Here is an 18,468-nt window from a genome sequence, read left to right as displayed (position 1 = left end):
CCCCCCGGCCGGCCCGCCAACGAACCGCGAGGCACCATCAGTGACATCGATCACCCCGAAACCCGGGAACCGGACGGCCGCGGGCGCCGCGGCCGGGCCCTCACTTCGCAACGCGCCCGCCGCGCCCGGTACGCTCACCGCCGTGCCTCACGCTGATCAGCCCAGAACCACCCAGAAAGACGCCCCGGCAGCGCCGCCGGGAGCGCCCAGGCCCGTGTCCGCGCGTCCGACCCCCCTCGGCGAGCTGGCCACCCTGCTGGGCCTCGAAGCCCCAGGCGCGGCGACCGCGGCGGAGTCCCCGCAGATCACCGGCATCACGCACGACTCCCGTGCGGTGCGCCCCGGCGATCTGTACGCGGCCCTGCCCGGCGCCAAGCTGCACGGCGCGGACTTCGCCGCCCAGGCCGCCGGCCTCGGCGCGGCCGCCGTACTGACCGACCCCGCGGGAGCCGAACGCGCCGCCGCGACCGGACTCCCGGTCCTGGCCGTCGCCGACCCGCGCGGCCGGATGGGCGAGCTGGCCGCCACGATCTACGGCCACCCCGGCGAAGGCCTGCTCCAGCTCGGCATCACGGGCACCTCCGGCAAGACCACCACGGCGTACCTCGTCGAGGGCGGCCTGCGCGGGGCCGGACGCCGCACCGGACTGGTCGGCACCGTCGAGATGCGCATCGGCGACGAGCGCATCAAGTCCGAGCGCACCACCCCCGAGGCCACCGACCTCCAGGCCCTCTTCGCCGTCATGCGCGAACGCGGGGTCGAGGCCGTGGCCATGGAGGTCTCCAGCCACGCCCTCGTGCTCGGCCGGGTCGACGGCTGCGTCTTCGACGTCGCCGTCTTCAACAACCTGAGCCCGGAGCACATGGAGTTCCACTCCGACATGGAGGACTACTTCCAGGCCAAGGCGCAGCTCTTCACCGAGCGCCGCGCCCGCCTCGGCGTGGTCAACATCGACGACGAGTACGGCCGCCGCCTGGCCAAGGAGTCGGCGATCCCGGTCGTCACGTTCTCCGCGGCGGGCGACCCGGGCGCCGACTGGCGCGCCGAGGACGTGGTCACGGGCCACATGGACTCCACCCTGACCCTGGTGGGCCCGGACGGACAGCGCGTACGGGCCACCGCCCCGCTGCCCGGGCCGTTCAACGTCGCCAACACCGTCGCCGCGATCGTCACGCTCGCCGCCGCCGGCCTCGACCCGCAGACCGTCGCCGACGGCGTCGCGGCGGTCCCCGGGGTCCCCGGCCGGCTGGAGCGGGTGGACGCGGGGCAGCCGTACCTCGCCGTCGTGGACTACGCGCACAAGACGGACGCCGTCGAGTCGGTCCTGCGGGCGCTGCGCGAGGTCACCACCGGCAAGCTGCACATCGTCCTCGGCTGCGGCGGCGACCGCGACACCACCAAGCGCGGCCCGATGGGCGCGGCGGCCGCCCGGTTCGCCGACACCGCCATCCTGACCTCCGACAACCCGCGCTCCGAGGACCCCCTCGCGATCCTCGCCGCGATGTTCGAAGGCGCCGTGTCCGTACCGCCCTCCGAGCGGGGCACCGTCCTCGTCGACGCCGACCGGGCCGCGGCCATCGCCGCCGCCGTCGCGCGCGCCGAGCCCGGTGACACCGTCCTGGTGGCGGGCAAGGGCCACGAGCAGGGCCAGGACACCGCCGGTGTCGTACGGCCCTTCGACGACCGCGCGGTGCTCCGCGCCGCCATCGAGGCCCGGCCCCGGCACGACCACGACACGCACGTCCGACAGGCCGAGGTGAACCAGTGATCGCCCTTTCCCTCGCCGAGATCGCCGACATCACCGGCGGGCGGCCCCACGACATACCGGATCCGTCGGTGCGGATCAGCGGGCCCGTGGTCATCGACTCCCGCAAGGTGGAGGCCGGCAGCCTGTTCGCCGCCTTCGCCGGCGAGCACGTCGACGGCCACGACTACGCGGAGCGCGCGATGGCCGCCGGAGCCGCGGCCGTCCTCGCGGCCCGGCCCGTCGGCGTCCCCGCGATCGTCGTCCCGGACGTGGAGAAGGCGCTCGGCGCCCTCGCCCGGGACGTCGTCGAACGCCTCGGCACCGACGTGGTGGCCCTGACCGGCTCCGCCGGGAAGACCTCCACCAAGGACCTCATCGCGCAGGTGCTCCAGAGCCACGCACCCACCGTGTGGACCCCCGGCTCCCTCAACAACGAGATCGGCCTGCCGCTCACCGCCCTCCAGGCCACCGGGGAAACCCGGCACCTGGTCCTGGAGATGGGCGCCCGCGGGATCGGCCACATCGAGTACCTCACCGGCCTGACCCCGCCGCGCATCGGACTCGTACTCAACGTCGGCACCGCCCACATCGGCGAGTTCGGCGGCCGCGAGCAGATCGCCCGGGCCAAGGGCGAGCTGGTCGAGGCCCTCCCCGCCGAGGCCGACGGCGGAGTCGCCGTACTCAACGCCGACGACCCGCTGGTACGCGCCATGTCCGCCCGCACGAAGGCCCGTACGGTCCTCTTCGGCGAGGCCGGGGACGCCGACGTACGCGCCACCGAAGTGCGGATGACCCCGGGGGGACAGCCCGCCTTCACACTCCACACACCGACCGGGTGCAGCGATGTGACCTTGCGGCTGTACGGTGAGCACCACGTGTCGAACGCGCTCGCCGCGGCCGCCGTCGCCCATGTCCTGGGCATGTCCGTCGAGGAGATCGCCACCGCGCTCTCCGGGGCGGGCACGCTCTCCCGGTGGCGCATGGAGGTCACCGAGCGCGCGGACGGGGTGACGATCGTCAACGACGCCTACAACGCGAATCCCGAGTCCATGCGGGCCGCTCTGCGCGCGCTTGCCGCGATGGGCGGCGCCGCCAGGGCGAACGGGGGACGTACGTGGGCGGTGCTGGGCCCCATGGCCGAGCTCGGTGACGCGTCACTCGCGGAGCATGACGCGGTGGGACGGCTTGCCGTCCGGCTCAACGTGAGCAAGCTCGTCGCAGTCGGGGGCAGGGAAGCGTCCTGGCTGCAACTGGGCGCCTACAACGAGGGTTCGTGGGGTGAGGAGTCGGTGCTCGTGTCCGACGCACAGGCGGCGGTCGACCTGCTGCGCAATGAACTGCGCCCGGGGGACGTCGTGCTGGTGAAGGCTTCCAGGTCGATCGGCCTGGAGCGGGTCGCGCTGGCGCTCCTTGAGCGTGAGGGCGAGGTCGCCGACCGATGAGGCAGATCCTGTTCGCCGGTGTCATCGGCATGTTCTTGACCGTCACCGGAACGCCGCTGCTGATCAAGCTGCTGGCCCGCAAGGGCTACGGCCAGTTCATCCGCGACGACGGCCCGCGCGGCCACGCCGGGAAGAAGGGCACGCCCACCATGGGCGGCATCTCCTTCATCCTGGCGACGCTCATCGCGTACGCCGCGACGAAGGTCATCACCGGTGAGGAGCCGAGCCTCTCGGGTCTGCTGGTCCTGTTCCTGATGGCGGGCATGGGCCTGGTCGGCTACCTGGACGACTACATCAAGATCGTCAAGCGCCGCTCGCTCGGCCTGCGGGCCAAGGCGAAGATGTCCGGCCAGCTGATCGTCGGTATCGCCTTCGCGGTGCTCGCGCTCCAGTTCAAGGACTCGCGCGGGCTCACCCCGGCCTCCACCAAGCTGTCCTTCGTCACGGACTTCGGCTGGTCGATCGGCCCGGTGCTGTTCGTCGTCTGGGCGCTGTTCATGATCCTGGCGATGTCCAACGGCGTGAACCTGACCGACGGTCTGGACGGCCTCGCCACCGGCGCCGCCGTCATGGTGTTCGGCGCCTACACCTTCATCGGCGTCTGGCAGCACCAGGAGTCCTGCGCCAACGCGGTCACGCTGACCAACCCCAACGCCTGCTTCGAGGTGCGCGACCCGCTGGACCTCGCGGTCGTCGCCTCCGCGCTGATGGGCGCCTGCTTCGGCTTCCTGTGGTGGAACACCTCGCCCGCCAAGATCTTCATGGGTGACACCGGTTCGCTCGCGCTCGGCGGCGCGCTCGCCGGCCTCGCGATCTGCTCCCGCACGGAGTTCCTGATCGCCCTGCTCGGCGGCCTCTTCGTCCTCATCACCATGTCGGTGGTCATCCAGGTAGGCTCGTTCAAGATGACCGGGAAGCGCGTCTTCCGGATGGCTCCGCTCCAGCACCACTTCGAACTGAAGGGGTGGTCCGAAGTCCTTGTGGTGGTCCGGTTCTGGATCATCCAGGGCATGTGCGTGATCGTGGGTCTCGGTCTCTTCTACGCGGGATGGGCAGCCGACAAGTGACCTCCTGGCACGACAAGAACATCACCGTCGCCGGCCTCGGCGTGAGCGGCATCAGCGCCGCCCGCGCCCTGGCCGGCCTCGGCGCGCGGGTGACCGTCGTCGACAACGGAGACGGCGACGCGCACCGCGCGCGGGCCGCCGAACTCGCGGAGCTCGGCATCGAGGTCCGCCTCGGCCACCTGGACGGCGGCGCCCGCGCCGGAGACGTGCTGCCCGAGGGCACCGACCTCGTGGTCACCTCGCCGGGCTGGAAGCCGGACAGCCCGCTGTTCGAGGTCGCCGCCGCGGCGGGTGTGGACGTCGTGGGCGATGTCGAGATCGCCTGGCAGCTGCGCGAGACCGGCCAGGAGCTGCGCGCGGCGCGGTCCGGCCGGGCCGCCGGCGCGTCTCGCGGGGAACCGGCGCCGTGGCTCGCCATCACCGGGACGAACGGCAAGACCACCACCACCCAGATGCTCGCCTCGATCCTCAAGGCCGCGGGCCTGAAGACCGCGGCCGTCGGGAACATCGGCACCCCGATCATCGACGTGGTGATGGGCGACGAGGAGTACGACGTACTCGCCGTCGAACTCTCCAGCTACCAGCTGCACTGGGCGCCCTCGCCGCGCGCCCACTCGGCGGCCGTCCTCAACCTGGCCCCGGACCACCTCGACTGGCACGGCTCGATGGAGGCCTACGCCGCCGACAAGGGCCGGATCTACGAGGGCAACACGGTGGCCTGCGTCTACAACGTCGCCGACAAGGCCACCGAGGACCTGGTCGTGGAGGCCGATGTCGAGGAGGGCTGCCGGGCGATCGGCTTCACCCTCGGCGCCCCCGGCCCCTCCATGCTCGGCGTCGTGGACGGCATCCTCGTCGACCGCGCCTTCGTGGAGGACCGGCAGAAGAACGCCCAGGAGCTCGCGCACGTCGAGGACGTCAACCCGCCGGCCCCGCACAACATCGCCAACGCCCTCGCGGCGGCGGCCCTGGCCCGCGCCTTCGGCGTGGAGGCACGCGCGGTCCGCGACGGGCTGCGCGACTTCCGCCCGGACGCGCACCGCGTCGCGCACGTGGACGAGGTCGCCGGGGTCACCTACGTAGACGACTCCAAGGCCACCAACACGCACGCCGCCGAGGCCTCCCTGGCGGCCTTCGAGCCGGTCGTCTGGATCGCCGGAGGCCTCGCCAAGGGCGCGGCCTTCGACGAGCTCGTACAGAGGTCCGCGAAGCGGCTGCGCGGTGTCGTGCTGATCGGCGCCGACCGGGCGCTGATCGCCGACGCGCTGGCGCGACACGCGCCCGAGGTCCCTGTGGTCGACCTCGAACGGACCGACACTGGGGCGATGCTCGCGGCGGTCCGGGAAGCGGCCCGGCTCGCCGAGCCCGGCGACACGGTCCTGCTGGCACCTGCCTGCGCCTCCATGGACATGTTCGCGAACTACAACAAGCGTGGGGACGCATTCGCCGACGCGGTGCGCGAACTGGCCGCCGAGAGCGCCTAGGTCCAGGGCTGGGCTCCCTCCGGCCGGCCGACCGGCTGCTCGCCTCGTACGAGTGGAGGGGAAGATCACAGATGCCGGCCAGACAAGTGCTGCCGGGGCGGCGGCCGCCTGCCGTGAAGGCACAAGGCCGCAAACGCACCGCGGCCGGCGCGAAGCGGCCTGTCCGGCGCGCGCCGCTGACCCGGCTCCGGCGGACGCAGCGGCGGTTGCGCAGGGCCTGGGACCGGCCGCTGACCGCGTACTACCTGATTTTCGGCAGCTCGTTGCTCATCACCGTGCTCGGTCTGGTGATGGTCTACTCGGCCTCGATGATCAAGGCGCTCCAGCTCGGCCTGGGTGACGCGTACTTCTTCAAGAAGCAGTTCCTGGCCGCGCTGATCGGCACCGGACTGCTCCTGGTGGCCTCCCGGATGCCGGTCAAACTGCACCGGGCGCTGTCCTATCCGGTGCTCGCCGGCACGCTGTTCCTGATGGTGCTGGTCCAGGTCCCCGGGATAGGGGTCGCGATCAACGGCAACCAGAACTGGATCTCCCTCGGCGGTCCGTTCATGTTGCAGCCCAGCGAGTTCGGCAAACTGGCCCTGATCCTGTGGGGCGCCGACCTGCTGGCCCGCAAGGGCGACAAGGGCCTGCTGAGCCAGTGGAAGCACCTGCTGGTGCCGCTGGTCCCGGTGGCGTTCCTGCTGCTCGGGCTCATCATGCTCGGCGGCGACATGGGCACCGCCATGATCCTCGGTGCCATTCTGTTCGGCCTGTTGTGGCTGGCGGGTGCGCCGACACGGCTGTTCGTGGCAGTGTTGGCGTTCGCGGGTGTGATCGTCGCACTGCTGATCAAGACGAGCCCGCACCGCATGGACCGGCTGGCCTGTCTCGGTGCGACCGAGCCGGGCAAGAACGATCTGTGCTGGCAGGCCGTCCACGGAATCTACGCCCTCGCATCCGGCGGATGGTTTGGTTCCGGTTTGGGTGCCAGTGTGGAAAAATGGGGCCAACTGCCAGAAGCCCACACCGACTTCATCTTCGCCATCACCGGGGAGGAACTGGGCCTGGCGGGGACGCTGTCGGTGCTCGCCCTGTTCGCGGCTCTAGGCTATGCGGGTATCCGCGTGGCCGGACGCACGGAGGACTCCTTCGTACGGTATGCCGCGGGAGGCGTGACCACCTGGATCACGGCGCAGGCCGTGATCAACATCGGTGCGGTGCTCGGTCTGCTGCCGATCGCCGGGGTCCCGCTCCCGCTGTTCTCCTACGGAGGGTCGGCCCTGCTGCCGACCATGTTCGCGGTCGGACTGCTCATCGCCTTCGCGCGGGAGGAGCCGGCGGCGCGAGCGGCGCTCGCGATGCGACAGCCGAAATCCGGCTGGAAGCGGACCGGGCCGATATGGAAGTCGATGAGACGGCGCGTCAAGAAGCGTCCGTCCGGAGAGCGGTGAATTTCGGTGCATGTCGTACTCGCCGGTGGGGGGACCGCCGGCCACATCGAGCCGGCGCTCGCCCTCGCGGACGCCCTGCGTAGGCAGGACCCTTCCGTGGGCATCACCGCCCTCGGCACGGAACGCGGGCTCGAAACCCGTCTGGTACCGGAGCGCGGCTACGAGCTGGGACTGATCCCCGCCGTACCGCTGCCCCGCAAGCCAACCCCCGAGCTGATCACCGTCCCCGGACGGCTGCGCGGCACGATCAAGGCCGCGGAGGAGATCCTCCTGCGCACCAAGGCCGACTGCGTCGTGGGCTTCGGCGGCTACGTGGCCCTGCCCGGCTACCTCGCCGCCAAGCGGCTCGGGGTGCCGATCATCGTCCACGAGGCCAACGCCCGGCCCGGACTGGCCAACAAGATCGGCTCCCGCTACGCGCACGCCGTCGCGGTCTCCACCCCCGACAGCAAGCTGCGCGGTGCCCGCTACGTGGGCATCCCGCTGCGGCGCTCGATCTCCACCCTCGACCGGGCCGCGGTCCGCCCGGAGGCGCGCGCCGCCTTCGGCCTGGACCCCAACCTGCCGACGCTGCTGGTCTCCGGCGGCTCGCAGGGCGCCCGCCGGCTCAACGAGGTCATCCAGCAGGTCGCTCCGACGCTCCAGCGCTCCGGGATCCAGATCCTGCACGCGGTCGGGCCGAAGAACGAACTGCCGCGTGTCGACAACATGCCCGGGATGCCCCCGTATGTGCCGGTACCGTACGTGGACCGGATGGACCTCGCGTACGCCGCCGCCGACATGATGCTGTGCCGCGCGGGCGCGATGACCGTCGCCGAACTCTCCGCCGTCGGGCTGCCCGCCGCCTACGTACCGCTGCCGATCGGCAACGGCGAACAGCGGCTCAACGCCCAGCCGGTGGTCAAGGCCGGCGGCGGCCTGCTGGTGGACGACGCGGAGCTGACGCCCGACTGGGTGCTCAGCCAGGTCCTCCCGGTGCTCGCCGACCCGCACCGCCTGTACGAGATGTCCCGCGCCGCCGCCGAGTTCGGCCGCCGGGACGCCGACGACCTGCTCGTCGGCCTGGTGTACGAGGCGATCGCGGCGCACAGAGCTCGCTGAGGCGGAAAGAACTGACCCAGGAGGCACAGCAGTGGCCGGAGCGACGACCGCACAGCGCGGCGACCGAGGCCCTGACCGGTCCGACCGGTCCGACCGGAAGGGCTCCGGCTCTGCCAAGCCCCCCAAGTCGTCGAAGGGATCCGGCCCGCGGGGCCCCGGCGCGCGTCTGCGCCGGGGCCCCGCGCTGGCCCTGCTCGCCCTCGCCGGGACACTGCTCCTCGGCGCGGGCGGCACCTGGGTGCTCTACGGCTCCTCCTGGCTCCGCGTCGAGAAGGTCAGCGCGAGCGGAACCGAGGTACTCACCTCGGAGCAGGTGCTGACCGCGGCGGCCGTGCCGCTCGGCGCCCCGCTGGTGGGCGTGGACACCGACGAGATCGCGAGCCGGCTGCGCGGCAAACTGCCCCGCATCGATTCGGTCGATGTGGTGCGGGCCTGGCCGCACGGAATCGGGCTGAAGGTGACGGAGCGCAAACCCGTCCTTCTCATCAAGAAGGGCACCGAGTTCATCGAAGTGGACGCCGGGGGTGTGCGATTCGACACGGTTCCGAAAGCACCCGGGGGTGTTCCGGTCCTCGACCTGTCAGCCGAGCGGTCACCCAGCGGCCGCCGCTTCGACGAGGAGCGGCTCCTGCACGAGGCGGTGGGCATCGCCGGCGGCCTCCCGGACGCGATCGCGAAGGAAACCGTGCAGGTCAAGGTGGGGTCGTACGACTCGGTCGTACTGGAGCTCACCAAGGGCCGGACCGTGGTGTGGGGCAGTGGCGAACTGGGCGAGGCCAAAGGTCGAGCGCTGACCGCACTGCTGAAAGCCGCGCCCAAGGCTGGCCACTTCGACGTGAGCGTCCCCACCGCCCCTGCGGTGTCCGGGAGTTGACGTCGGATCCAACACCGAAGCACCCTGGTTGGCCAGCGATACGGGTGATCACATAGGGTGAAAAGAAAAACGGGAGGTTCGGCGTGTTCGTTGAACACGCGCTACTTGTCGACTTAGTGTCCTGTTCGGAAGAGTCCAAGGAACAGACACACCCCTAACCCTAAACTTCAGGGTAAGGGTTCGGGTCGGCGCGTTCGGACCGTCCCTATTTCGGCATCAGTCGTCGCAACGCAGGCCCGCGAGGCGGCGACACGTAACTCGAGGCGAGAGGCCTTCGACGTGGCAGCACCGCAGAACTACCTCGCAGTCATCAAGGTCATCGGTGTCGGCGGCGGTGGTGTCAATGCCATCAACCGAATGATCGAGGTCGGTCTCAAGGGCGTCGAGTTCATCGCCATCAACACCGACGCCCAGGCGCTGTTGATGAGCGACGCCGACGTCAAGCTCGACGTCGGCCGCGAACTCACCCGGGGCCTCGGCGCCGGAGCCAACCCGGCCGTCGGTCGCAAGGCGGCAGAGGACCACCGCGAGGAGATCGAGGAGGTCCTCAAGGGGGCCGACATGGTCTTCGTCACCGCCGGTGAGGGCGGCGGCACAGGCACGGGCGGCGCACCGGTCGTCGCCAACATCGCGCGCTCGCTGGGCGCCCTGACGATCGGTGTGGTCACCAGGCCGTTCACCTTCGAGGGCCGGCGCCGCGCGAACCAGGCGGAGGACGGCATCGCCGAGCTCCGCGAAGAGGTCGACACCCTCATCGTCATCCCCAACGACCGTCTGCTGTCCATCTCGGACCGCCAGGTCAGCGTGCTCGACGCCTTCAAGTCGGCCGACCAGGTCCTGCTCTCGGGCGTCCAGGGCATCACCGACCTCATCACCACTCCGGGTCTGATCAACCTCGACTTCGCCGACGTCAAGTCCGTGATGTCCGAGGCCGGCTCGGCCCTGATGGGCATCGGCTCGGCCCGCGGCGACGACCGCGCGGTGGCCGCCGCCGAGATGGCGATCTCCTCGCCGCTGCTGGAGGCGTCCATCGACGGGGCGAGGGGCGTGCTCCTCTCCATCTCCGGTGGCTCGGACCTCGGTCTCTTCGAGATCAACGAGGCCGCGCAGCTGGTGAGCGAGGCCGCGCACCCCGAGGCGAACATCATCTTCGGCGCCGTCATCGACGACGCGCTCGGCGACGAGGTACGGGTCACCGTCATCGCGGCCGGGTTCGACGGCGGACAGCCCCCGGCCCGCCGGGACAACGTCATCGGCGCCGCGTCCACCAAGCGCGAGGAGCCGGCCCCGGCGCCGGTCCGCGCGCCCGAGCCGGTCCGCCCGGCCTTCGGCGGACTCGGCACCGTCACCCCGCGCGAGGACCCCCCGGCGCCGGTCGAGCCGGCCCCGGTCCAGGCCGAGTCCTCCGCGCCGCAGGTTCCGACGGCCCGTCCGTACCAGGACAGCCCGGCCGAAGAGCTGGATGTTCCGGACTTCTTGAAGTGACACTGGGGCAGCACATCGAGAACGGCGCCCACTTCGCCTTCACCGACCGGTGGGGCGGGGTGAGCGCCGTTCCGTACGAGGAGCTCAATCTCGGCGGCGCGGTCGGAGACGACCCGGCCGCCGTTCTCGCGAACCGGGTGATCGCGGCCAGGGCCCTGGGCATCGATCCGGAGCTGGTGGTCTGGATGAACCAGGTGCACGGGCGGGACGTGGCGGTGGTCCCCGGACCCTGGGGCCCCGCCGCGGACGCGCCTTCGGTGGACGCGGTGGTGACCACCCGTCGGCGGCTCGCCCTCGCGGTGCTCACCGCCGACTGCACCCCGGTGCTGCTGGCCGACCCCGTCGCCGGGGTCGTCGGCGCCGCCCACGCCGGGCGGCCCGGTCTGGTCGCCGGGGTGGTGCCCGCCGTGGTCGAGGCGATGGTCGGCCTCGGAGCCGAGCCGGGGCGGATGACCGCCCGTACCGGACCGGCCGTCTGCGGGCGCTGCTACGAAGTGCCCGCCGAGATGCGGGACGCGGTGGCCGAGGTCGTGCCGGCCGCGTACGCCGAGACCAGCTGGGGGACACCGGCCGTCGACGTGGTCGCGGGGGTGCACGCGCAGCTCGCGGAGGCGGGGGTGGCGCACCTGCACCGTTCCCCGGTCTGCACACTGGAGTCGCGGGACCACTTCTCGTACCGCCGTGACCGGGTGACCGGGCGGCTTGCCGGATATGTCTGGTTGGAATAGGGAATGACGGATCGTAAGTCGGAGCTCGCCGAGAACCTGGCGCGGGTGGAGGAACGTATCTCGTCCGCCTGCGCCGCGGCGGGACGGGGCCGGGACGAGGTGACCCTCATCGTGGTCACCAAGACCTACCCCGCGAGCGACGTACGACTGCTGGCGGAGCTGGGTGTCCGTCATGTTGCGGAAAATCGCGACCAGGACGCCGCCCCCAAGGCCGCCGCCTGCGCGGACCTGCCGCTCAACTGGCATTTCGTGGGCCAGTTGCAGACGAACAAAGTCCGTTCTGTGGCGGGATACGCGCATGTGGTGCAGTCGGTCGACCGGCCCAGGCTGGTCACCGCGCTCTCGGCGGCCGCCGAGGCCGCCGGGCGCGAACTCGGCTGCCTCGTGCAGATCGCCCTCGACGCCGAGTCGGGGGAGCGCGGAACCCGTGGCGGCGCCGCGCCCGACCTGCTCCCGGAGTTGGCGGACCTCATCGCCGCGGCGCCGGGACTGCGGATCGACGGCGTGATGACCGTCGCTCCGCTGGCCGGTCCGTACGCGGGCCGGGAACAGGCCGCTTTCGAGCGGCTGATGGAATTGTCATCCCGCCTGCGCGCGGACCATCCTGCTGCCACGATGGTGTCGGCCGGGATGAGCGCAGACCTGGAACAGGCCGTTGCGGCCGGTGCGACACATGTACGCGTCGGCACTGCGGTACTCGGCGCGAGACCCCGGCTCGGGTAACGTCGCGAAGAAAGTCGGACCACAGCAGAAAATATGGTCATTCCCGCCGATGAGCGGGCAGACCACGTGGATCGCGGGCAGTTGGTGACTTTGGTGACACAGCGGCACACCTGCGACAGGGCGATCCACCACAGAGCGGAGGACTCGGAGAATGGCCGGCGCGATGCGCAAGATGGCGGTCTACCTCGGCCTCGTGGAGGACGACCGGTACGACAATCCGGGGTACGACCCCGACGACGAGTTCGAGCCCGAGCCGGAGCCGGAGCGGGATCGCCGGCGACAGCAGCCCGTGCACCAATCGCCCGTATCGGACGAACCGGTACGAGTCGTACAGCCCCCCGCGCAACGGGAACCCATCCCGTTGCCGCTGGAAAGCGGACGTCCCGCGCGAATCGCCCCCGTGGCATCCATCACACCTGACCGCACGAACCTGGAGAAGAACGCCCCCGTGATCATGCCCAAGGTCGTCTCCGAGCGGGAGCCGTACCGCATCACGACGCTGCACCCGCGGACCTACAACGAGGCCCGTACCATCGGGGAACACTTCCGTGAGGGCACTCCGGTGATCATGAACCTCACGGAGATGGACGACACGGACGCCAAGCGTCTTGTCGACTTTGCCGCCGGCCTCGTGTTCGGCCTGCACGGCAGCATTGAACGCGTGACACAGAAGGTGTTCCTGCTGTCGCCTGCTAACGTCGATGTCACGGCGGAGGACAAGGCCCGCATCGCGGAGGGCGGGTTCTTCAACCAAAGCTAGACCGATCCGTCAGATACGGGACCGGGAACAGAGCGAGAGCAGGGGAGAGGGAAGCGCGGGATGGGTGTCGCACTGCAGGTCGTCTACATCGCGCTGATGTGCTTCCTCATCGTGCTGATCTTCCGACTGGTCATGGACTACGTGTTCCAGTTCGCACGTTCATGGACACCCGGCAAGGCGATGGTGGTCGTTCTGGAGGCCACCTACACTCTTACCGATCCACCGCTCAAGCTCCTGCGGCGGTTCATCCCGCCGTTGCGTCTCGGGGGCGTGGCGCTCGACCTGTCCTTCTTCGTTCTGATGATCATCGTTTACATCCTCATCAATTTCGTGAGCACCGCTGCGAGAAGCGTGTGAACGATGAGCTCCCCCGCACACGCGGGGACAGTCCCGATACGGTCTTGCCGACTGCCGACGACTACGTAGAGGTGAAGAAGACATGCCGCTGACTCCCGAGGACGTGCGGAACAAGCAGTTCACGACCGTCCGCCTTCGAGAAGGCTATGACGAGGACGAGGTCGATGCCTTCCTCGACGAGGTCGAGTCCGAACTGACGCGCCTGCTGCGCGAGAACGAGGACCTGCGCGCCAAGCTCGCTGCCGCCACGCGAGCCGCCGCGCAGAACCAGCAGCAGCAGGGCATGCGCAAGCCGGAACCCCAGGACCAGCGTGGCCCCGGCGCCCCCGTGCCCGCCGCCATATCCGGCCCGCCGCAGCAGCAGCCGCAGATGGGCCCGCCCCAGCTGCCGGGCGGCCAGCCGCAGCTTCCGGCCGGCCCCGGTGGACACGGACCGCAGGGTCCGGGCCCGATGGGCGGCCCCATGCAGCAGCACACCATGGGCGGCCAGCCCGGTATGCAGCAGCAGGGAATGCAGCAGCAGGGAATGCAGCAGCAGGGAATGCAGCAGGGCATGCCGCAGCAGTCCATGGGCGGCCAGAACCAGCTCGGCCAGCAGATGCAGCCCATGGGCCAGCAGATGCAGCCGATGGGGCAGCAGATGCAGCCCATGGGTCAGCCGATGCACCAGCAGCAGCCGCAGCTCCCGCAGCAGGGCCCCGGTGGCGACAGCGCCGCCCGTGTCCTGTCGCTCGCGCAGCAGACCGCCGACCAGGCGATCGCCGAGGCCCGTTCCGAGGCCAACAAGATCGTCGGCGAGGCGCGCAGCCGCGCCGAGGGCCTGGAGCGGGACGCCCGTGCCAAGGCCGACGCGCTGGAGCGGGACGCGCAGGAGAAGCACCGCGTCGCGATGGGCTCCCTGGAGTCCGCCCGCGCCACGCTGGAGCGCAAGGTCGAGGACCTGCGGGGCTTCGAGCGTGAGTACCGTACGCGTCTGAAGTCCTACCTGGAGTCGCAGCTGCGCCAGCTGGAGACCCAGGCCGACGACTCCCTCGCCCCGCCGCGCGGTCCGTCCGGTCCCGCGCTGCCGCCGTCGCCCTCGCCGTCGATGGCTCCGGCCGGTGCGATGGGGCACTCCATGGGTGGCCCGTCTCCCATGGGCGGTCCGTCCCCGATGGGTGGCCCGTCGCCGATGGGCGGCGGTCCCTCCTACGGTGGGCAGCAGCAGATGTCCCCGGCGATGACCCAGCCGATGGCTCCGGTGCGGCCGGCCGTGCCGCAGCCGATGCAGGCGCCGTCGCCGATGCGGGGCTTTCTGATCGACGAGGACGACAACTAGGCGCCGCCGCCGCTTCTGTCGGCAGTCGCTTTTACGGGCCGGGCCCGGTCCCCCTGCGGGGGGACCGGGCCCGGCCCGTTTCCGTATGCCGTGCGCGGCGCCGCTGCGGGGGCCCTGCCCCCGAGCCCCCGCGCCTCAAACGCCGGCGAGGCTGAAGATCGGGGCTCCGCCCCGGACCCCGCGCCTCAAACGCCGGCGGGGCTGGATTGTGCCTGGCGGGGCTGGATTGCGCGGAGCGCAATTTCAGCCCGCCCGGCGATTGAGGGCACGGGCGCGGAGCGCGCGTACGGGGTCCGGGGCGGAGCTCCGGTGAACGGAGGAAGGGCGGGGCGGGGAGACAGCGAAGCGGCCCGTACCCCCCTGGGAGGGAGGGGTACGGGCCGCTGGGCCGGGCCTGGTTACGCCTTGCGGAGGCGGAACGTCAGGGCCAGGGACTCGTCCGTGAACTCGGCGCCGTACGCGCTGTCGGCCGGACCCTGCGCGAAGTCCGTCGCCAGGACCTCGTCCGAGATGAGGCCCGCGTGGTCCGTCAGGGCCGTCACGACCTCCGGGTCCGAGGAGGACCAGCGCAGGGCGATGCGGTCGGCCACGTCGAGGCCGGAGTTCTTCCGGGCCTCCTGGATCATGCGGATCGCGTCACGCGCCAGGCCCGCGAGCCGCAGCTCCGGGGTGATCTCCAGGTCCAGGGCGACCGTGGCGCCGGAGTCCGAGGCCACCGACCAGCCCTCGCGCGGGGTCTCCGTGATGATGACCTCCTCCGGGGTGAGGGCGACGGTCTCGCCGTTCACCGTGACGGCCGCGGTCCCGGCGCGCAGGGCCAGCGACAGCGCAGCCGCGTCGGCCGCGGCCACCGCCTTCGCCACGTCCTGCACGCCCTTGCCGAAGCGCTTGCCCAGCGCACGGAAGTTCGCCTTCGCCGTCGTGTCCACCAGGGACCCGCCGACCTCGGAGAGCGAGGCCAGGGAGGAGACGTTCAGCTCCTCCGTGATCTGGGAGTGGAGCTCGGGAGAGAGGGACTCGAAGCCCGACGCCGCGACCAGCGCCCGAGACAGCGGCTGGCGGGTCTTGACCCCCGACTCCGCACGCGTCGCGCGGCCCAGCTCCACCAGGCGGCGTACCAGCTGCATCTGCTGGGACAGGACCGGGTCGACGGCCGAGGTGTCCGCGACCGGCCACGACGACAGGTGCACCGACTCCGGGGCCTCCGGCGTGACCGGGACGATCATGTCCTGCCAGACCCGCTCCGTGATGAACGGGGTCAGCGGGGCCATCAGGCGGGTCACCGTCTCCACGACGTCGTGGAGGGTGCGCAGGGCCGAGGCGTCACCCTGCCAGAACCGGCGGCGCGAGCGGCGGACGTACCAGTTGGACAGGTCGTCGACGAACGCGGACAGTAGCTTGCCGGCGCGCTGGGTGTCGTACGCCTCCATCGCGTCCGTGACCTCGGAGGTCAGCGTGTGCAGCTCGGAGAGCAGCCAGCGGTCCAGGACCGTGCGGTCCGCCGGGGCCGGGTCGGCCGCGGAGGGCGCCCAGTTCGACGTACGGGCGTACAGGGCCTGGAAGGCGACCGTGTTCCAGTACGTGAGGAGGGTCTTGCGGACGACCTCCTGGATCGTGCCGTGTCCGACGCGCCGCGCCGCCCACGGGGAGCCGCCGGCCGCCATGAACCAGCGGACCGCGTCCGCGCCGTGCTGGTCCATGAGCGGGATCGGCTGGAGGATGTTGCCCAGGTGCTTGGACATCTTGCGGCCGTCCTCGGCCAGGATGTGGCCCAGGCACACGACGTTCTCGTACGAGGACTTGTCGAAGACCAGCGTGCCGACCGCCATCAGCGTGTAGAACCACCCGCGCGTCTGGTCGATCGCCTCCGAGATGAACTGCGCCGGGTAGCGCTTCTCGAAGATCTCCTTGTTCTTGTACGGGTAGCCCCACTGCGCGAACGGCATCGAGCCCGAGTCGTACCAGGCGTCGATGACCTCCGGGACGCGCACGGCCTCCAGCGAGCAGCCCTCGTGGGTGCAGGTGAAGGTGACGTCGTCGATGTACGGGCGGTGCGGGTCCAGGGCCGAGTGGTCCCGGCCGGACAGCTCGGAGAGCTCGGCGCGGGAGCCGACGCAGGTGAGGTGGTTCTCCTCACAGCGCCAGATCGGCAGCGGGGTGCCCCAGTAGCGGTTGCGGGACAGCGCCCAGTCGATGTTGTTGTTCAGCCAGTCGCCGAAGCGGCCCTGCTTGACCGAGTCCGGGAACCAGTTCGTCTTCTCGTTCTCCCGCAGCATCGCGTCCTTGACGGCGGTGGTGCGGATGTACCAGGACGGCTGCGCGTAGTAGAGCAGCGCCGTGTGGCAGCGCCAGCAGTGCGGGTAGCTGTGCTCGTAGGCGATGTGCCTGAAGAGCAGGCCGCGGGCGTCGAGGTCGGCGGTCAGCTTCTCGTCGGCCTTCTTGAAGAAGACGCCGCCGACCAGCGGGACGTCCTCCTCGAAGGTGCCGTCGGGGCGGACCGGGTTCACGACGGGCAGACCGTACGCACGGCAGACTGCGAGGTCGTCGGCGCCGAAGGCGGGGGACTGGTGGACCAGACCCGTGCCGTCCTCGGTCGTGACGTACTCGGCGTTCACGACGTAGTGGGCCGGGGCCGGGAATTCGACAAGGGAGAACGGGCGCTCGTACGCCCAGCGCTCCATCTCCTTGCCCGTGAAGGTCTCGCCGGTGGCCTCCCAGCCTTCGCCGAGGGCCTTCTCCAGCAGCGGCTGGGCGACGACGAGCTTCTCGTCGCCGTTGGTGGCGACGACGTAGGTGACGTCCGGGTGCGCGGCGACGGCGGTGTTCGAGACCAGGGTCCAGGGGGTCGTCGTCCAGACCAGCAGCGCCGCCTCGCCCGCCAGCGGGCCGGAGGTCAGCGGGAACCGGACGAAGACCGAGGGGTCCACGACCGTCTCGTAGCCCTGCGCCAGCTCGTGGTCCGAGAGGCCGGTGCCGCAGCGGGGGCACCAGGGGGCGACGCGGTGGTCCTGGGTGAGCAGGCCCTTGTTGAAGATCTCCTTCAGCGACCACCACACGGACTCGACGTACTCGGGGTCCATGGTCCGGTAGGCGTCGTCCAGATCGACCCAGTAGCCCATGCGGGTCGTGAGCTCGGTGAAGGCGTCGGTGTGGCGGGTCACGGACTCGCGGCACTTGGCGTTGAACTCGGCGATGCCGTACGCCTCGATGTCCTGCTTGCCGTTGAAGCCGAGCTCCTTCTCGACGGCGAGCTCGACGGGCAGGCCGTGGCAGTCCCAGCCGGCCTTGCGGGCCACGTGGTAGCCGCGCATGGTGCGGAACCGGGGGAAGACGTCCTTGAAGACGCGGGCCTCGATGTGGTGCGCGCCGGGCATGCCGTTCGCGGTGGGCGGGCCCTCGTAGAAGACCCACTCGGGGCGGCCCTCGGACTGCTCCAGGGTCTTGGCGAAGGTCTTGCTCTCGCGCCAGAAGTCGAGGACGGCGTGCTCAAGGGCAGGCAGATCGACCTGGGCGGGTACCGGGCGGTACTGCGGCGGTGTGGTCATGAGGCTGAACTCTTCCTCCGGCGGGGTGTCACTTCCGTCCGGAGGGACGAGAGCCGACTGCTGCTCCCGCGGTACCACCCTCCTTGGCCTCCGGACGGGTCCGGGGGCCCCCTCATTGGGGCGCGAAGCCGGTTCTACTCGCCCTACGGGAATCCGTGCGGGCTTTCTTCCGGCGGCTCCGGGGTGATGCTTCACGTCGCGCTCGCCCCCGGGCTCTCACCGTCCCCGGGTCGCTCCTGGCTGCGTCCGACGCTACTCGTCCCCATCCATGCCTTTCGCTGGGCCCAGTGTACGGGCCGGGGCGCTGCCCGGCAGACCGGTTTCGGGGCGCGGCGGGCGCGGCGCGGGGGAGGGGCGCGCCGTGACCCGAATGGACCGACGGGCCGGTCCGGGATCGGGTGGGG

14 protein-coding genes are annotated in these 18,468 nt (G+C 70.9%); 13 read left to right on the top strand and 1 reads right to left on the bottom strand.

Going from position 1 to position 18,468, the window contains the following annotated elements:
• Positions 1-40 precede the first annotated feature (40 nt).
• From MTF65_RS28605 to MTF65_RS28545, 13 genes are all read left to right on the top strand, one after another.
• Positions 41-1,768 (top strand): UDP-N-acetylmuramoyl-L-alanyl-D-glutamate--2,6-diaminopimelate ligase, encoded by a 1,728-nt coding sequence (locus tag MTF65_RS28605; protein ID WP_243631880.1) that lies wholly within the window; start codon positions 41-43, stop codon positions 1,766-1,768.
• Positions 1,765-3,189 (top strand): UDP-N-acetylmuramoyl-tripeptide--D-alanyl-D-alanine ligase, encoded by a 1,425-nt coding sequence (gene murF / locus MTF65_RS28600; protein ID WP_243631879.1) that lies wholly within the window; start codon positions 1,765-1,767, stop codon positions 3,187-3,189. The genes MTF65_RS28605 and murF overlap by 4 nt, the downstream gene beginning before the upstream one ends.
• Positions 3,186-4,256 (top strand): phospho-N-acetylmuramoyl-pentapeptide-transferase, encoded by a 1,071-nt coding sequence (gene mraY, locus MTF65_RS28595; protein WP_243631878.1) that lies wholly within the window; start codon positions 3,186-3,188, stop codon positions 4,254-4,256. Before murF ends, mraY begins: the two co-directional genes overlap by 4 nt.
• Positions 4,238-5,740 (top strand): UDP-N-acetylmuramoyl-L-alanine--D-glutamate ligase, encoded by a 1,503-nt coding sequence (murD, locus tag MTF65_RS28590; RefSeq protein WP_243631877.1) that lies wholly within the window; start codon positions 4,238-4,240, stop codon positions 5,738-5,740. Before mraY ends, murD begins: the two co-directional genes overlap by 19 nt.
• Before the next feature lie 71 nt (positions 5,741-5,811).
• Positions 5,812-7,173, top strand: coding sequence for a putative lipid II flippase FtsW (ftsW, locus tag MTF65_RS28585; protein ID WP_243631876.1), 1,362 nt, complete (start codon positions 5,812-5,814; stop codon positions 7,171-7,173).
• Positions 7,174-7,179: 6 nt separating this feature from the next.
• Positions 7,180-8,274, top strand: a complete 1,095-nt coding sequence (gene murG / locus MTF65_RS28580; protein WP_243631875.1) for an undecaprenyldiphospho-muramoylpentapeptide beta-N-acetylglucosaminyltransferase — start codon at positions 7,180-7,182, stop codon at positions 8,272-8,274.
• Positions 8,275-8,305: 31 nt separating this feature from the next.
• A complete protein-coding gene (locus MTF65_RS28575; RefSeq protein WP_308407235.1) occupies positions 8,306-9,148 on the top strand; it encodes an FtsQ-type POTRA domain-containing protein in 843 nt (280 codons plus the stop codon).
• A gap of 279 nt (positions 9,149-9,427) precedes the next feature.
• On the top strand, positions 9,428-10,633 hold the full coding sequence (ftsZ, locus tag MTF65_RS28570) for a cell division protein FtsZ (RefSeq protein ID WP_243631874.1): 1,206 nt from the start codon (positions 9,428-9,430) through the stop codon (positions 10,631-10,633).
• Positions 10,630-11,361 (top strand): peptidoglycan editing factor PgeF, encoded by a 732-nt coding sequence (gene pgeF / locus MTF65_RS28565; RefSeq protein ID WP_243631873.1) that lies wholly within the window; start codon positions 10,630-10,632, stop codon positions 11,359-11,361. The genes ftsZ and pgeF overlap by 4 nt, the downstream gene beginning before the upstream one ends.
• Positions 11,362-11,364: 3 nt before the next feature.
• On the top strand, positions 11,365-12,084 hold the full coding sequence (locus MTF65_RS28560) for a YggS family pyridoxal phosphate-dependent enzyme (RefSeq protein ID WP_243631872.1): 720 nt from the start codon (positions 11,365-11,367) through the stop codon (positions 12,082-12,084).
• Positions 12,085-12,235: 151 nt separating this feature from the next.
• Positions 12,236-12,844, top strand: a complete 609-nt coding sequence (locus MTF65_RS28555) for a cell division protein SepF (RefSeq protein WP_243631871.1) — start codon at positions 12,236-12,238, stop codon at positions 12,842-12,844.
• Positions 12,845-12,904: 60 nt separating this feature from the next.
• Positions 12,905-13,201: a YggT family protein gene (locus tag MTF65_RS28550; RefSeq protein WP_243631870.1), complete on the top strand. Its 297-nt coding sequence runs from the start codon at positions 12,905-12,907 to the stop codon at positions 13,199-13,201.
• An 82-nt stretch (positions 13,202-13,283) separates the two neighbouring features.
• Complete coding sequence (locus MTF65_RS28545) at positions 13,284-14,519, top strand: DivIVA domain-containing protein (RefSeq protein WP_243631869.1); 1,236 nt, start codon at positions 13,284-13,286, stop codon at positions 14,517-14,519.
• A 398-nt stretch (positions 14,520-14,917) separates the two neighbouring features.
• On the opposite strand, the gene ileS is transcribed toward MTF65_RS28545, so the two are convergent.
• On the bottom strand, positions 14,918-18,064 hold the full coding sequence (gene ileS, locus MTF65_RS28540; protein WP_243631868.1) for an isoleucine--tRNA ligase: 3,147 nt from the start codon (positions 18,062-18,064) through the stop codon (positions 14,918-14,920).
• Positions 18,065-18,468: the final 404 nt, after the last annotated feature.

It is taken from the genome of Streptomyces sp. APSN-46.1, from assembly GCF_022815725.1.
GTDB lineage: Bacteria > Actinomycetota > Actinomycetes > Streptomycetales > Streptomycetaceae > Streptomyces.
This window is presented reverse-complemented; position numbering and strand designations above follow the sequence as displayed.

Coding starts and splice junctions, on each gene's coding strand:
- MTF65_RS28555 (WP_243631871.1), top strand. CDS start 12,236: ATGGCCGGCGCGATGCGCAAGATGGCGGTCTACCTCGGCCTCGTGGAG.
- ileS (WP_243631868.1), bottom strand. CDS start 18,064: ATGACCACACCGCCGCAGTACCGCCCGGTACCCGCCCAGGTCGATCTG.
- murD (WP_243631877.1), top strand. CDS start 4,238: ATGGGCAGCCGACAAGTGACCTCCTGGCACGACAAGAACATCACCGTC.
- MTF65_RS28560 (WP_243631872.1), top strand. CDS start 11,365: ATGACGGATCGTAAGTCGGAGCTCGCCGAGAACCTGGCGCGGGTGGAG.
- MTF65_RS28550 (WP_243631870.1), top strand. CDS start 12,905: ATGGGTGTCGCACTGCAGGTCGTCTACATCGCGCTGATGTGCTTCCTC.
- ftsW (WP_243631876.1), top strand. CDS start 5,812: ATGCCGGCCAGACAAGTGCTGCCGGGGCGGCGGCCGCCTGCCGTGAAG.
- MTF65_RS28545 (WP_243631869.1), top strand. CDS start 13,284: ATGCCGCTGACTCCCGAGGACGTGCGGAACAAGCAGTTCACGACCGTC.
- mraY (WP_243631878.1), top strand. CDS start 3,186: ATGAGGCAGATCCTGTTCGCCGGTGTCATCGGCATGTTCTTGACCGTC.